Below are 14,961 nucleotides of genomic sequence, written 5' to 3'. Positions count from 1 at the left end.
ATGATCAAGTCCGTTCCCACCACGCCCTATCAGGACCAGAAACCCGGCACCTCAGGTTTGCGCAAGAAGGTTCCCGTCTTCCAGCAGCCGAACTATGCGGAGAACTTCATCCAGTCGATCTTCAATTCGCTGGAAGGCTATCAGGGCAAGTGCCTGGTCATCGGCGGCGACGGACGCTACTACAACCGCGAAGTCATCCAGAAGGCGATCAAGATGGCCGCTGCCAATGGCTTCGGCAAGGTCATGGTGGGCAAGGGCGGCATTCTTTCGACGCCCGCAGCCTCTCACATCATCCGCAAGTACAAGGCCTTCGGCGGCATCATCCTCTCGGCCAGCCATAACCCCGGCGGCCCGACCGAAGACTTCGGCATCAAGTACAATGTCAACAATGGCGGCCCGGCCCCGGAAAAGATCACCGACGCGATCTTTGCCCGCTCCAAGGCGATCGAGAGCTACAAGATCGCCGACTTCGCCGACGTCAATATCGACCGCATCGGCAAGGAAGAGCTCCCGGGCGGCATGATCCTCTCGGTCATCGACCCGGTAGAGGACTATGCCGCGTTGATGGAAGAACTCTTCGATTTCGGCGCAATCCGCAATCTTATCAGCCTTGGCTTTCGCATCGCCTTCGATGCCATGAGTGCTGTTACCGGCCCCTATGCCAAGGAAATCTTCGAGAGCCGTCTCGGCGCGCCCTCCGGCTCCGTTCGCAATTTCATGCCGCTCCCGGATTTCGGCGGCCATCATCCGGACCCGAACCTCGTTCATGCAAAGGAACTCTATGACGAGATGATGGGTGAGGATGCGCCCGATTTCGGCGCTGCGTCCGACGGCGACGGCGACCGCAATCTCATCATCGGCCGCGGCATCTTCGTCACCCCGTCCGACAGTCTTGCAATCCTCGCTGCCAATGCCAACCTGGCGCCCGGCTATTCCGGCGGCCTCGCCGGCATTGCCCGCTCCATGCCGACATCGGGCGCGGCAGACCGTGTGGCGGAAAAGCGCGGCATCGGCATCTACGAGACCCCGACCGGCTGGAAATTCTTCGGCAACTTGCTCGACGCAGGCATGGCGACGATCTGCGGTGAAGAAAGCGCCGGTACCGGATCCAACCATGTCCGCGAAAAGGATGGCCTCTGGGCCGTTCTGCTTTGGCTGAACGTCCTGGCCGTCCGCGGCGAGAGCGTGCAGGAAATCGTCACCCAGCACTGGCAGACTTACGGCCGCAACTACTACTCCCGCCATGATTATGAAGGTGTCGACAGCGATGCCGCAAACAGTCTGGTCGACAATCTGCGCAGCCAGCTTTCCACATTGCCCGGCAAGACCTTCGGCGATCTGACAGTCGAGAAGGCTGACGATTTCGCCTATCACGATCCTGTCGACAAGTCGGTCAGCGAACATCAGGGTATTCGCGTCCTTTTCCAGGGCGGCTCCCGCGTCGTCTTCCGCCTTTCCGGCACCGGCACGTCTGGCGCAACCCTGCGCGTCTATATCGAACGCTATGAGCCGGATTCAACTCGCCATAATATCGAAACGCAGGAAGCGCTCGCCGATCTGATCGCGGCCGCCGAAAGCATCGCCAACATTCGTGATCGCACGGGACGCAACGAGCCGACCGTGATCACCTGATCCCGGGGGGCATATGGGGGGCAACAGTTCCGCACAGGGCGGTGCCATCGTCTTTAAAACTGGCGTGGAGTTCGCCGTCTGGTCGCATCATGCAGCGCAGGTTGATCTCTGCCTCTTCGACGATGACGGCAAGGAATATGCGAGGCTCCCCATGGCCCGCGACAACGACCACGTCTTCCGTCTTTTCGTCGATGGATTGAAGGAAGGCGCGCGCTACGGCTACCGCGCCGACGGCATTTACGCTCCGGATAACGGCCTGTGGTTCGACCCATCGAAACTGCTGATCGATCCCTATGCCAAGGCGGTCGATGGGCCTTTCCATTACGACCCGCGGCTCGGCATCTTCGGCGAAGATACGCAGCACCTGATCCCGAAGTCGGTCGTCACCAAAGACGCGCCCCTCAAAAGCCGCATGCCGCTCTTCAAACCGGGCGGCTTTATTTATGAGGTGGCGGTCAAGCCCTTCACCATCCTGCATCCGGACGTGCCGGAAGCTCAGCGCGGCACAGTCGCCGCTCTGGCCCATCCCTCCGTAATCACTCACCTGAAGCGCATCGGCGTCGATGCCGTCGAGCTGATGCCGATCACCGCCTGGATCGACGAGCGGCATCTGCCGCCGCTCGGTCTGACGAACGGCTGGGGCTACAATCCTGTTGCCTTCATGGCACTGGATCCGCGTATCGTGCCGGGTGGCATCGCAGAGCTCAGCGAAACAGTGGCGAAGCTGCATGAGGAAGGCATCGCCGTCATCCTCGACCTTGTTTTCAACCATACGGGCGAAAGCGACCGATACGGCGCGACGCTGTCGCTGCGCGGTATCGATAATCTCAGCTACTACCGTCACGTAGCGGACCGGCCATCCGTGCTCGTCAACGATACCGGCACCGGCAATACGGTTGCCTGCGACCATCCCTACGTCCAGCGGCTCATCATCGACAGCTTGCGCCATTTCGTCCGCAATGCCGGCATCGACGGCTTCCGTTTCGACCTCGCTCCCGTTCTCGGCCGCACAGCAAACGGCTTCGACCGCAACGGCACTCTGGCCGCGATCCTCGCCGATGACCTGCTCGCCGATCGCATCATGATCGCCGAACCTTGGGATATCGGCCCAAGCGGCTATCAGCTCGGCAATTTCCCGGCACCCTTCCTGGAGTGGAACGACCGTGCCCGCGATGACGTCAGGTGCTACTGGCGTGGCGATGGCTGGAAGACGGGTTCGCTCGCAACCGTGCTGGCCGGCTCGTCGAACATCTTCTCAGCCAATGGCGGGACAGAGACCCGCAGCGTCAATTTCCTCGCCGCCCATGACGGTTTCACGCTCATCGACCTCGTGTCCTATAGCGGCAAGCACAATGAGGCGAACGGCGAGAACAATCGCGACGGCCACAACGAGAACCATTCCTGGAACAACGGCGTCGAAGGTGAAACCGCCTATCCCGTCATCCGGGAACGCCGCAAGGCCGATGTCATGGCGCTCATCTCCACCCTCTTTGCCAGCCGCGGCAGCGTGATGCTGACGGCCGGCGACGAGGGCGGCCGCACGCAGCACGGCAACAACAACGCCTATTGCCAGGACAACGAGATCACCTGGGTCGACTGGAAGCTGCTGGACGAAGACCTGATCGCCCATACCGCCTTCGTCGCCACGCTTCGCCGCCGTTTCTCGGTCTTCTCCGACCTGGCCTTCTTTTCCGGTAACGGCGATGTGGAGTGGATTTCGCTCGCCGGCGAGCCGATGACAACAAGCGAATGGGAAACGCCCTCGCTCTCCACCCTCGGCATGGTGCTTGCAACGCACGATCGTTCCAACAGCAAAGAGACCCGCCTCGCCGTGCTCTTCAACCGCTCCGAACAGCATCAACTCTTCACGCTTCCCTCAGCCGGCGAAGCAAACTGGCGCCAGCTTCTGCCGGATGGCGCACGGAAAGTCGGTGGTCGCGCCACCGTTGAGCCGCGTTCGGTTGCCTATTTCGTGGAAAATTGATCCACGAAACCCGCGAGTACGAATCGTTATCGCAATCGTCACGAATGCGCGATAAGGCTTGCGGCTGCGGCTTTTTACGAGGAATGCATGGTCATGGAAATTTCGCTCTCGGATGTCCGGGGGCTGGTTGGCACGGAAACAGGATTGTCTGACTGGATCCTCGTCGATCAGAAGATGATTGATGCCTTTGCCGAGGCAACCGGCGACCATCAGTTCATTCACGTCGATCCTGTTCGCGCAGCAGCCGAAAGTCCCTTCGGCGGAACCATCGCTCACGGCTTCCTGACACTCTCGCTGCTGTCGACGATGAATTACAATTGCCTGCCCAAGGTGCGTGAGCAGACGATGGGCATCAATTACGGCTTCGACAAAGTCCGCTTCATGTCGCCGGTCAAAAGCGGCACCCGCATCCGCGGCCACTTCGTGCTCTCGGACGCCCGCTTCCGCGGCGCCGGCATGCTGATGACGACCTATGATGTCTCGATCGAAATCGAGAACGAAAAGAAGCCGGCGCTCACCACCCGCTGGATCACCATCATCCAGTTTGACCCGAAAGACCGGCCGGAAGACGTTTAAGGTCCTTTGCGGGCCTTAATGGCTTGCGTCCTCGGCGCCTTCGGCGAGCAGCCCGAAGACATAATCCGAAAATGACCGCCAGCATTCCACTCGGAACGTATCCTCCTCGCTGCGGAAGAGCACGATCTCGACTTTGCCGAAGATCGTCCGCGAGCAAGCGCCCACCGGGAAAATTTCCAGAGAGAGGTCCTGCGGGCAGCCGGCGGACAGCGTCGCCTCCGCACCCGGTCCGGAAACAATGATTCCGACATTGCGGTGAGAGACATCGACCGCCGAATGCAGGACATCAGCGCCGGAAAGAAGCGCCGGAAGATCCGAACCAGCCTCGTCAATTACGAGCCATTCGTCCGGACCGAGCCAGAGCGCCGAACGCCCCCCGGCACGGCCGGAGGTCTTGGGTGATGCCGGCAAAGTCAGTCCCAATGCGGAAGAGAGCGCCGATACGGATTCAGCCGGCGCACGCAGCGAAAGGCGGCTTGCGACCGGTGCCACCGTCAGGCGCACCGTCGCCGAACCAGCAAGGAGACCAGAGAGAGCCGGTTTGCGAATTGCGACCTCAGCCATGGATACGGCCTCCTTCCTTGTCAAAGAACACCAGATCCGTCACCTCGACCGGAATGGTCCGGTCCGGCATCGGCACATAGAGCGTTTCGCCCACGAGATTGCGGCCACCTTCAACCAGTGCAAAGGCGATCGAGCGACCACAATTCTCAGACCAGTAGGCCGATGTCACGTGACCGAGCATCGTCATCGGCTTAGGCTGGTTCGGGTTGGCGACGATCTGCGCGCCCTCTTCGAGCACCAGCTTCGCGTCCTTCGTCGCAAGACCGACGAGTTGCTTGCGGCCGTCCTTGACAAGATCGGGCCGCTTCAGCCCGCGAATACCAACGAAATCCGCCTTCTTCTTCGAGACAGCCCAGGAGAGCCCGGCGTCATCAGGCGTCACCGTACCATCCGTATCCTGGCCGACGATGATATAGCCCTTTTCGGCGCGCAGCACATGCATGGTCTCGGTGCCGTAGACACAAGCGCCGAGTGGCTCGGCATTGGCCCAGACTGCCTCCAGTACCGACTGGCCATAGTCGGCGGGCACATTGATTTCAAAGCCCGTCTCGCCGGTAAAGGAGACACGGAAGAGACGTGCCGGAATACCTGCCACCTTACACTCGGCGACACTCATGTGCGGGAAGGCTTCGTTGGATATATCAAGCCCTTCGACCAGCGGCGCCACGATATCGCGCGCCTTTGGCCCCTGCACGGCGATTACAGCCCACTGCTCGGTCACCGAGGTCAGCCACACCTTCAGATGCGGGAATTCCGTCTGCAAGTAGTCTTCCATGTGGTTGAGAACACGCGGCGCCCCGCCGGTCGTGGTCGTCACATGGAAACGGTCATCGGAGAGACGGCCGACGACGCCGTCGTCATAAACGAAGCCGTCTTCGCGCAGCATGATGCCGTAGCGGCATTTGCCTGGTTTCAGCGTGTCCCAGGCATTGGTGTACATGAGGTTCATGAATTCGGCGGCATCGGGTCCGACGATCTCGATCTTGCCGAGCGTCGAGGCGTCGAAGATACCGGCAACGTCGCGCGCCGTGCGGCATTCGCGGGCAACGGCCTGATGCATCGTTTCGCCGGCGCGCGGATAAAACCAGGCGCGCTTCCAGTTGCCGACATCTTCGAAGACTGCTCCCTGGCCCTCTTCCCAGGCATGCAGCGGCGTCTTGCGCGTCGGGTCGAACAAGGGCCCACGCGAATGTGCGATCAGCGCTCCGTAAGTCACCGGCGTGTAAGGCGCGCGGAAAGTGGTAAGACCGACCTGCGGAATATCCTTGCCAAGCATTTCGGCAGCGATCGCCAGGCCATGCATGTTGGAAAGCTTGCCCTGGTCGGAAGCCATGCCGTTCGTCGTGAAGCGCTTGATATGCTCGATCGAATGCATGCCCTCGCGCACCGCAAGGCGGATGTCCTTGGCGCAGACATCGTGCTGGAAGTCGATGAATGCCTTGGCATTCGTCTCCGGCCCCGCACCTTCGGCAGCACCAATCATGCCACCCGTCCAGTCGAAGGCCTGCTCGACAGAAATGCCGATCTTGCTGCCCGCCTGTCTGCCGACGGCCTGCGCCATCAGCTCGCCGGCGGCAAGCGATTCCTCGACGGTCTGCTGCAGACCATCAGTGCCATTGCAGGCGCCGACGGAAAGGCAGTCCTGCGCATAGGTGCCGGGCAGGAAACGCTGCGTCTCGGCATCGAAGGCAACCTTGCCCCGCGACTGGGAGAAGAGATGCACGGAGGGTGTCCATCCAGCGCAGACCAGCAACGCATCGACGGCGATCTTGCGTGGTGATCCGCCGCCGTTGCGCGCAACCGTCATCGACGAGATGCGCAGTGCACCCGACGTATTGACGACCGACTGGCCAGTCAGCACATCGATGCCGAGCGTACGGGCTTCGGCCAATACTGCTGCACCCGGCGCCTGTCTACTATCGACGATCGCAGCGATCGAAACACCCGCCCTCTTCAGGTCAAAGGCCACCTCGTAGGCTGAATCATGCGCGGTATAGATACCGACCTTCTGGCCGACCGCAACGCCATAATGATTGAGATACATCCGCCCGGCCGAAGCGAGCATGATGCCCGGCCGGTCATTGTTCGGAAACACCATGTGCCGTTCGATGGCGCCGGTCGCCAGGATGACGCGCTTGGCGCGGACCTGCCACAGCCGTTCGCGCGGCAGATCGCGGCCGGGGCGGGCGATATGATCCGTGACGCGTTCGACGAGGCCGATGAAATTATGGTTGTAGTAGCCGAAGGCCGTGGTTCGGGTCAGGACCTCCACGTTCTCCATCGCCTTCAGGCGTGCAAGGGTCTTCTGCACCCAGGCGTAACCATCAAGCTCATCCACTTTCACGCCGGCATCGAAGCGCAATGCGCCACCGGCTTCCGCCTGCTCGTCGCAGAGGATGATTTTTGCTCCGGCTTCCGCAGCAGCCAACGCTGCCGAAAGGCCGGCAATGCCGGCACCGACGACAAGCACGTCGCAATGGGCATAACGGCTGGCATAGTGGTCGGGATCGTCTTCCGTGGGCGCGACGCCAAGGCCGGCAGCACGGCGGATCATCGGCTCGTATACGCGCTTCCACGCGGCCCGTGGCCACATGAATGTCTTGTAGTAGAAGCCCGCTGCGAAGAAGGGCGAGAACAAGTTGTTGACCGCGCCGACATCGAAGGAAAGCGAAGGCCAACGGTTCTGCGACTTCACGATCATGCCGTCGAAGACTTCCTGCACGGTTGCCCGCACATTCGGCTGCTTACGGGCGCTGTCGCGCGCAACATCAATCAGCGCATTCGGCTCCTCGGCTCCGGCCGAAAGAATCCCGCGCGGGCGATGATATTTGAACGAACGGCCGACAAGATGCACACCATGGGCAATCAAGGCCGAAGCAACAGTATCGCCTTCGAGCGCTGTATAGCTCTTGCCGTCGAAGGTGAAACGCGCGGTTTTGGCGGGCGTCAGCCGGCCCTTGCCGGCAATACGGTTCGCGCCGCTCATTGGGCCTCTCCTTCAACTGCTTCGTAGGTCTCGACCGGCGCATGCGGCTCGGCCGCAGTCCCGATAGCAGGCTTCGGTTCGCCTGCCTTATAGGTCATGATGAACTTGTCGCTGATAGTATCGCGCGCCGCGTTGAAGAAGCGCCCGCAGCCGTGCATGTGCCGCCAGCGCTCGAAGATCAGGCCTTTCGGATTGTCGCGCAGGAAGAAATATTCTTCGAACTGCTCGTCAGAGATTGAGGCGATATTGGCCGGCCGAACGATGTGAGCGTCACCGGCACCACGGAACTCGAGCTCGGAGCGCTCTTCCTGACAGTAAGGGCAATAGATCAGCAGCATGTCGTCCTCCTGTCAGTGCGCGACGGCGGCAGCCGCCGCCTCGTCAATCAGCCGACCAGAGCGGAACCGCTCTAGCGTCAACCCGGCATTGAACTTGTGCACCTCGTCGCGGGCGATCAGATGGGCGAAGAGATTGGCCGAACCCGGTGTCGCCTTGAAGCCACCGGTACCCCAGCCGCAATTGACGTAGAGCCCGGGAACAGGCGTCTTCGACTGGATGGCCGAACGGTCCGGCGTATTGTCGACGATACCGCCCCACTGCCGCATCATCTTGACGCGGCGGAACATGGGGAAAAGCTCGCAAATGGCGTCGAGCGTATGCGTGATGATCTGCAGGCCACCAGTCTGGGAGTAGGAGTTATACTGATCCGTACCCGCACCGATGACGAGTTCACCCTTGTCGGACTGCGAGATATAGGCATGTACCGTGTTCGACATGACGACGCAGGGAAAGATCGGCTTCAGCGGCTCGGAAACCAGTGCCTGCAGCGGGCTCGATTGCAGCGGCACGCGCACGTCCGCCATCTTCATGATTGTTGTCGTATGGCCGGCAGCCGACACGCCAATCTTCTTCGCGCCGATGAAGCCTCTGTTGGTCTCGACGCCGGTGACCCGACCGTCCGGGCCACGGCGAATGCCGGTGACTTCGCAATTCTGGATGATGTGCACACCGCGGTCTGACGCCGCACGTGCATAACCCCAGGCAACCGCATCGTGACGCGCCGTGCCGCCGCGGCGCTGCAAGGCGGCGCCATTGATCGGGTAGCGGGCCGTCGCCGAAATATCGAGCGGCGGACAGTAGGCCTTGGCCTGCTCGGGTGTCAGCCATTCATTGTCGATGCCGTAGAGCCGGTTGGCATGGATATGCCGCTTGAAGCTCTGCATGTCATGCACATTGTGCGACAGCATCATCACGCCGCGCGGCGAATACATGACATTGTAATTGAGCTCCTGCGACAGCCCTTCCCAGAGCTTCATCGAATGCTCGTAAATGTGCATGCTCTCTTCATAGAGATAGTTGGAGCGGATGATCGTGGTGTTGCGGCCGGTATTGCCGCCGCCTAGCCAGCCCTTTTCCAGCACCGCCACATTGGTGATGCCGTGCTCCTTGGCAAGGTAATAAGCTGCGCCCAGCCCATGACCGCCACCGCCGATGATGATCACGTCATATTCGGGTCGCGGCTCCGGCGAAGTCCACTGCTTTTCCCAGCCCCTGTGCCCGCGCAGAGCCTCCCGCGCTACGGCAAAAACCGAATATTTCCGCATCCGCCATCATCTCCTTCAGGCAAAGGCATTTTCGTCGTGGCCATACAAATCGCAAATCGAATTGCGGCACAACGGTTCTTTTGCGACGTGAAAGAGCTTTTGTTTTGACACGGCGACGGCTGCATCGCGCCGCTTGGCGGCGATCGGCCTTCGCAAATGCGACATAACCCTTTTCTCACCCAACAGGGCAGGCAGAACGGGCCCGCTGGAAATGTTAGTATCCCCTTATGTGGGGTGTACGATGTTGGGTTGGCGTAGCATATGGATCGCGGGCATCTGCTTCGCGCTGTCAGGCGCGTGGCCGGCGTTCGCCGCTGAACCCGTCGGCCAGGCAACTCTCATCAAAACCGAAGTGACGGGACAGGGCGGGCCGATCATCGTCAATGACGAAGTCCACCGCAACGAGCGTATCCGCACCTCCCAATCGGGGCTCGGCCAGTTCATCTTCCGCGACGGCACCAAGCTTGCCGTCGGCTGGGGCTCGTCCGTTGTCATCGATAAATATGTCTACGACGATACCGATTCAGTCAAACGCCTCTCCATCAAGGCGGCCAAGGGTACGTTTCGCTGGGTCAGCGGCAATTCGAAATCCTCGGCTTACCAAATCCAGACGCCGGCGGGCACGATCGGCGTGCGCGGCACTGCTTTCGATTTCTACGTCGGCCCCGACGGTACGACTGCCGTGGTGCTGCTGAATGGCGCGGCGACCTTTTGCGGTCCTGGCGGCTGCCGGCAATTGCAGCAGCGTTGCGATTGCGTCATTGCGCGGCCGAACGGCACCATGACGGATGCTCAGCCTGTCAACCGCAGCGTGCTGCAGAGGCTGGGCAACCAGCGCGCCCTTCCCTTCCTCTCTGGCAATCAGAGTTTAACGGGCGGCCTCGGTCTACTTGGCGGCTGCCGGATGGCCTCGGTCGACCCTGAGCGCAAAGACCGGCTTCGCCAGACACCCCGACCGCGAGATCCGGATCCACAGCCCCAGCAGCAACCACAGAAGCAGGATGCTCCGCCGACGCAGCGGCCAGAAAAACCGCATTACGACAAGCCGCATCATGACAGGCCCCACCATGATAAGCCGGAGCGCGACTGGCATGACAAACACGACGGGCATGGCTGGAGGGACAAGCACGATAGAGACGACCACCATGGCGATCATGGAAGGCCGGACCGGCACGAAGGGTTCGGTCGCCCCGACCGGCACGACGCACCTGACAGGCCGAGCCGCACGGAAAGGGCAGACAACCACCAGGACCGCAGCCATCAGGACAGACCGAGCACGCAGGAAAGAAGCGGAGGCGAAAACCAGACTGCCGGCAACGACCAGAGCGCGGGAAGAGATCGGGATCGTGACCGTAGCCACGATCGGGATCAGAACCGAAATCGAGGCTGGGGCGGAAACGGAAACCGGGACTGGAACCGCAACCGCTGACTGACTATTCGACGGCCTGCTGTTCCGGCAGGCCGATATCCTCCCGAAAATGATCGTTCCTGGCCGATATCCGCTGATAGAATTCCGTGAGGCCGGCCAGAACCTGTACCCCGGCGAGTTTTGCCGCACCGATCAGCTTGCGGCTGTTCCTCGAACGCTCGCGCAAGGCGCCCATTACCTCCTCATGGACGAGATGCAGCGCGCCGAATTCCGGCGAGGCAGCGACCTTCTCATCGCCGACCACGGCAAAGATCTGCGTTCGGCTGCTCTTTCCTTTGAGCGGAATGGCTCCTGCCTCCAAGAGCGCCGCCCCGCTTTGCGCCCGTGCCGTGGTGTCGGAGATCAGGATATCGAAGCCGACGTCCTTGCAGCAGGATTCGATGCGCGCCGCGACATTCACCGCGTCGCCCACCGCCGAATAGTTGAAGCGTGTTTTCGCGCCCATGTTGCCGACACAGGCGAGACCGGTATGGATGCCGATGCCGATCCTCACCTGCTGAGCGCTGCCGAAACCGAAGGCGTCATGGGCATTGAGCTCAGCTAGGGTCTCCCGCATGGCGAGCGCCGCCCGCAGCGCCTTTGCCGCATGATCCGAAACATCGACCGGCGCATTCCAGAATGCCATGATGGAATCGCCGATGAATTTGTCGAGCGTTCCCTCGTTCCCGACAACATGACGGCTCAGCGCATCGAGCAGCGTATTGAGAAACTGGACGACGGCGGTCGGCGTCAGCCTTTCGCTGATCTCGGTGAAATTGCGCACATCGACGAACATCATGGTGAGCTCGCGCTCGTCCCCGCCAAGCTTCAGCGCATCGGGCGTATGCTCGATCCTGTGGAGCAGCGAAGGCGAGAGGTAATGGCCGAAGGCGCGCCGCACCTCCCGCCGCTCCCTGTCGATGACGAGGATGCGGAACGATGTCGCCGCGAAATGCGTGATGGAGCCGCTGATAATAGGCGCCAGCGGATCGAACAGCAGACCGGCATAAAGAAAGCACAGCCACGAAGCGGCAAGCGCCATCGCGGTGATCGCCAGGCCACAGACCAGCGCCACTGCCGGACTGACGAAGGTCGTTATGATGACGAGCAGGAAGCCAACTACGGCGATAGACAGGATCTCCAGCCCGTCGGCCCAGTCCGGCCGTGACAAGTAGCGGCCCGAAAGGATCTGCTCGACAGTCTGTGCCTGCAGCGAAACACCCGGCACATTTTCTCCGAGAGCGGTGGCGCGAATGTCCTGCAGCCCGACAGCCGAGGTGCCGATGAAGATGATGCTACCTTCGACTTGGGCAGCGACATCAGGGGCCACGCCACCGGCAGCAAGGACTTTTCCGGCCGAGATATAGCGCTCTGCCCGGTTCGGCGTCACATAAAGCCAGATCTCTCCGGCAGCCGTCAGCGGAACGATGAAATCGCCGATCTTCGCAGAGGTGATGATCCCTGCCCGGTCGGGTGCGCCGGCCAGCACATAGGTCGAGGCACCCTGCGCGACCCGCAACGCTTCGATCGCAAGATTGGGATAAAACTGCTCTCCGTCGCTAAGGAACAGTGGCACTGCGCGGACCACCGATGACGAGCTGCGGGGATTGAGACTGACATGGCCAAGCCCTGCGGCATTCGCCTCCAGCCCCGGCCGGAGCGGTGTCGAAGCACCAAGATGCGGAGGTGCCGACAGCGGACTCTCGCCGATAAAGGCAAAGCCGGCTTTTACCGGCGGCTTGTAATTGCCTTCGTTGGAAAGCCCGAAGCCGAGAACGACTGGCTTTCCTTCGATCGATTGCGCGAATATCTCGTCATTGTCAGGCAATTGCGCCGCAAGCGATGGATCGACGCCCTCCACCTCCTGGATGACATTACGCGGCGACATCCGGTCGGGCTCGGCAAAGATGACGTCGAAGGCGATGGCCGCCGCTCCCATATCCGAGAGACGCCGGACCAGCATTGCCAGCCTGTCGCGGGGCCAAGGCCACTGGCCGAACTCCCGCAGGGAAGCCTCGTCGATATCGACAACTCTGACGGGCATGGCCTCAAAGCTGCGCGGCACAAGGCGCTGATATTCGTCGAAGGTAACGTCGCGAACCTGCCTGAGCACCGGCGGATCGCTTGCCCGGAACATCGTGAGCGCAGCCACGATGACGAGGCCGATCAGGACACCGATCTGCTGCAAACGCGTCATGCTTCCGTCGAAGTCCCTTACAAGCGCACCAAAGCCTTCCTGTCCGCCGGCAGGCTACGCTTGTTTGATGCCAAAGACTATTCGTTCATGCTCAGAAGCTGAAAAACCGTGTGAAATATGGCTGTCGGTTCCGCCCAAGCATTTTCGCTCCGGTGTAACAGCAACACAATAAGCAATTACTTCCAGATTTGGCCAACCGTTGCGGCCAGACTTTCCAGCTTCGGCCTTGCCGCGCATGCGACGAAATGTTTTTCTCCTTCAGGGGATTTAACAATTCGATCATTGTCGAAGGGATGAGCCATGGCAGATCCGCAAGGAGAGACCACGGCAAGAACTGCGGAAAACTCGGCCTCTGCCGCCCGCAGAAGCGGCTATTGGCTGATCGCCGTCGTGCTGGCGATGCTGGCGGGGCTGCCCCTTGCCGTCTGGCTTGATATCAGCGACCTCTCCGAAAGTGCGCTGCGCCGGCAGGCGCGGGACATGAGTTCGCTCGTCACCAGCATACGCTCCTATTATTCAGCGAATGTCGTCGGCAGAGTGCTCGCCGCCCATCAGGCGGGCGATGTCAGCGGCACGGTCGTCTCACACAACTATGCCAATATTCCAGGCGCCATTCCGCTGCCCGCCACGCTTTCGCTGGAACTCGGCGACGTCATCAAGGAGCAGCAGGCCAACATCACCTATCGCTTCCTCTCCGACCTGCCCTTCAAGAATCGCGCGCCTCACGATCTCGACCATTTCGAAACGGCATCACTCGCATCCTTGCGCGCCAACTCCAGCCAAACGCTGACCGACCTCACCCGCGTCGGATTTACAGATACACTGCGGCTTATCACGCCTGTGATCATGGGCCAGGCTTGCGTCGCCTGTCACAACACTCATCCTGAAAGCCCGAAGAAGGATTGGAAGGTAGGCGATGTGCGCGGCATTCAGGAAGTCATCATCCGCCAGCCCTATGCGAGCAACGTTCTCGCCTTCAAATATCTGCTCTGCTATTTCTTCTTCGTCGCCATCATCGGCATCAGCTTCATTGTTCTGCAGCGCCAGCAGACACGCGTCATCCACAGTGCCAACCGCGATCTTGAAGCGGCTAACGAATTCCTCGCCAGCGTTTCCCTAAAGATTTCCCGCTATCTCTCGCCGCAGATCTACAAGAGCATCTTCAGCGGCCAGAAGGATGTGGTCGTCCATACCGAGCGAAAGCGCCTGACGATCTTCTTCTCCGACATCAAGGATTTCACCGCCACGACCGAGCGTCTGCAGCCGGAAGCACTGACGGAAATGCTGAACGAATATTTGACCGAAATGTCCACGATTGCGCTCAAACATGGCGGCACGGTGGACAAGTTCATAGGCGATGCCATGCTGGTCTTCTTCGGCGATCCGGAAACCAAGGGAGCAGAAGAAGATGCCAAGGCTTGTCTGCGCATGGCAGTCGACATGCAACGCCGGCTCGGCGAACTGAAAGAGAGATGGCGCCGGAACGGCACGGAAGAGCCCTTCGTGGTGCGCATGGGAATTAATAGCGGCTATTGCAACGTCGGCAATTTCGGCAGCAGTGACCGCATGGACTATACGATCATCGGTGCCGAAGCGAACCTCGCCGCACGCCTGCAATCGATCGCCCAGGGTGGGGAGGTCGTCATCAGCTACGAAACCTATGCGCTGGTGAAAGATATTGTTGATGCCCATCCTTTGCCGCCGATTACCATGAAGGGCATCCAGCGGGAGATCGTACCCTACGCCGTGGACGGACTGATGCTCGGCGCCGATCACAAGAGCCGCGTTCTCAGCGAACATCTGGCCGGACTGGACCTGCATCTGGACACGGCTCGGCTTGAGCCAGCGGATCGCTCCCGTGTTATCGCCGCGCTGAAGGAAGCGATCGCAGCTCTGGACGAAACGAAACCCGAGAAGGCACGCTCCTAGCTCCGTACAGGCATGGGCGGGATTTTTCCGCCCGATCGCATATCCCTTCTGGACTTCATTCCGTCGATCTGATATTTCGCA

The 14,961-nt window shown here is 60.7% G+C and carries 10 protein-coding genes; 5 read left to right on the top strand and 5 right to left on the bottom strand.

What is annotated here, in order from left to right; translation table 11 throughout:
* The 3 genes from ACR9ZQ_RS28850 (at position 1) to ACR9ZQ_RS28840 (ending at position 4,192) form a co-directional block, all read left to right on the top strand.
* The gene (locus ACR9ZQ_RS28850; protein WP_481429179.1) at positions 1 to 1,632 is read left to right on the top strand and encodes an alpha-D-glucose phosphate-specific phosphoglucomutase; all 1,632 of its coding nucleotides are present in this window, start codon (positions 1 to 3) and stop codon (positions 1,630 to 1,632) included.
* A gap of 13 nt (positions 1,633 to 1,645) precedes the next feature.
* Entirely contained in the window at positions 1,646 to 3,616 is a 1,971-nt protein-coding gene (gene glgX / locus ACR9ZQ_RS28845; protein WP_310383684.1) for a glycogen debranching protein GlgX, read from the top strand.
* Between the two features lie 87 nt (positions 3,617 to 3,703).
* Positions 3,704 to 4,192, top strand: a complete 489-nt coding sequence (locus tag ACR9ZQ_RS28840; protein WP_113320958.1) for a MaoC family dehydratase — start codon at positions 3,704 to 3,706, stop codon at positions 4,190 to 4,192.
* Positions 4,193 to 4,207: 15 nt separating this feature from the next.
* On the opposite strand, the gene ACR9ZQ_RS28835 is transcribed toward ACR9ZQ_RS28840, so the two are convergent.
* From ACR9ZQ_RS28835 to ACR9ZQ_RS28820, 4 genes are read right to left on the bottom strand one after another with little or no spacing between them, the layout of a single operon-like run.
* Complete coding sequence (locus tag ACR9ZQ_RS28835; protein WP_310383687.1) at positions 4,208 to 4,756, bottom strand: sarcosine oxidase subunit gamma; 549 nt, start codon at positions 4,754 to 4,756, stop codon at positions 4,208 to 4,210.
* On the bottom strand, positions 4,749 to 7,742 hold the full coding sequence (locus ACR9ZQ_RS28830) for a sarcosine oxidase subunit alpha (protein WP_481429178.1): 2,994 nt from the start codon (positions 7,740 to 7,742) through the stop codon (positions 4,749 to 4,751). The genes ACR9ZQ_RS28835 and ACR9ZQ_RS28830 overlap by 8 nt, the downstream gene beginning before the upstream one ends.
* The gene (locus tag ACR9ZQ_RS28825) at positions 7,739 to 8,080 is read right to left on the bottom strand and encodes a sarcosine oxidase subunit delta (RefSeq protein ID WP_007817381.1); all 342 of its coding nucleotides are present in this window, start codon (positions 8,078 to 8,080) and stop codon (positions 7,739 to 7,741) included. The genes ACR9ZQ_RS28830 and ACR9ZQ_RS28825 overlap by 4 nt, the downstream gene beginning before the upstream one ends.
* Positions 8,081 to 8,092: 12 nt before the next feature.
* The gene (locus ACR9ZQ_RS28820) at positions 8,093 to 9,346 is read right to left on the bottom strand and encodes a sarcosine oxidase subunit beta family protein (protein ID WP_113320962.1); all 1,254 of its coding nucleotides are present in this window, start codon (positions 9,344 to 9,346) and stop codon (positions 8,093 to 8,095) included.
* A gap of 241 nt (positions 9,347 to 9,587) precedes the next feature.
* On the opposite strand from ACR9ZQ_RS28820, the gene ACR9ZQ_RS28815 reads away from it, so the two are divergent.
* A complete protein-coding gene (locus tag ACR9ZQ_RS28815) occupies positions 9,588 to 10,775 on the top strand; it encodes a FecR family protein (RefSeq protein WP_481429177.1) in 1,188 nt (395 codons plus the stop codon).
* Positions 10,776 to 10,779: 4 nt separating this feature from the next.
* Here the strand turns inward: ACR9ZQ_RS28815 and ACR9ZQ_RS28810 are convergent, their stop codons facing one another.
* Positions 10,780 to 12,951 (bottom strand): CHASE2 domain-containing protein, encoded by a 2,172-nt coding sequence (locus tag ACR9ZQ_RS28810; RefSeq protein ID WP_310383694.1) that lies wholly within the window; start codon positions 12,949 to 12,951, stop codon positions 10,780 to 10,782.
* A 300-nt stretch (positions 12,952 to 13,251) separates the two neighbouring features.
* Here ACR9ZQ_RS28810 and ACR9ZQ_RS28805 point away from each other — a divergent pair, with 300 nt between their 5' ends.
* Positions 13,252 to 14,880, top strand: a complete 1,629-nt coding sequence (locus ACR9ZQ_RS28805; RefSeq protein WP_481429176.1) for an adenylate/guanylate cyclase domain-containing protein — start codon at positions 13,252 to 13,254, stop codon at positions 14,878 to 14,880.
* The last annotated feature ends 81 nt before the right edge of the window (positions 14,881 to 14,961 follow it).

This window comes from Rhizobium sp. KNZ14-9A (genome assembly GCF_056755015.1).
The sequence above is the reverse complement of the archived record's forward strand: the minus strand, read 5'-3'. Positions and strand labels throughout refer to the sequence as shown.

What these genes read in the sequence shown, in the direction of transcription:
- glgX (WP_310383684.1), top strand. Translation starts at nt 1,646, where the DNA reads ATGGGGGGCAACAGTTCCGCACAGGGCGGTGCCATCGTCTTTAAAACT.
- ACR9ZQ_RS28840 (WP_113320958.1), top strand. Translation starts at nt 3,704, where the DNA reads ATGGTCATGGAAATTTCGCTCTCGGATGTCCGGGGGCTGGTTGGCACG.
- ACR9ZQ_RS28810 (WP_310383694.1), bottom strand. Translation starts at nt 12,951, where the DNA reads ATGACGCGTTTGCAGCAGATCGGTGTCCTGATCGGCCTCGTCATCGTG.
- ACR9ZQ_RS28805 (WP_481429176.1), top strand. Translation starts at nt 13,252, where the DNA reads ATGGCAGATCCGCAAGGAGAGACCACGGCAAGAACTGCGGAAAACTCG.
- ACR9ZQ_RS28825 (WP_007817381.1), bottom strand. Translation starts at nt 8,080, where the DNA reads ATGCTGCTGATCTATTGCCCTTACTGTCAGGAAGAGCGCTCCGAGCTC.
- ACR9ZQ_RS28850 (WP_481429179.1), top strand. Translation starts at nt 1, where the DNA reads ATGATCAAGTCCGTTCCCACCACGCCCTATCAGGACCAGAAACCCGGC.
- ACR9ZQ_RS28835 (WP_310383687.1), bottom strand. Translation starts at nt 4,756, where the DNA reads ATGGCTGAGGTCGCAATTCGCAAACCGGCTCTCTCTGGTCTCCTTGCT.
- ACR9ZQ_RS28830 (WP_481429178.1), bottom strand. Translation starts at nt 7,742, where the DNA reads ATGAGCGGCGCGAACCGTATTGCCGGCAAGGGCCGGCTGACGCCCGCC.
- ACR9ZQ_RS28815 (WP_481429177.1), top strand. Translation starts at nt 9,588, where the DNA reads ATGTTGGGTTGGCGTAGCATATGGATCGCGGGCATCTGCTTCGCGCTG.
- ACR9ZQ_RS28820 (WP_113320962.1), bottom strand. Translation starts at nt 9,346, where the DNA reads ATGCGGAAATATTCGGTTTTTGCCGTAGCGCGGGAGGCTCTGCGCGGG.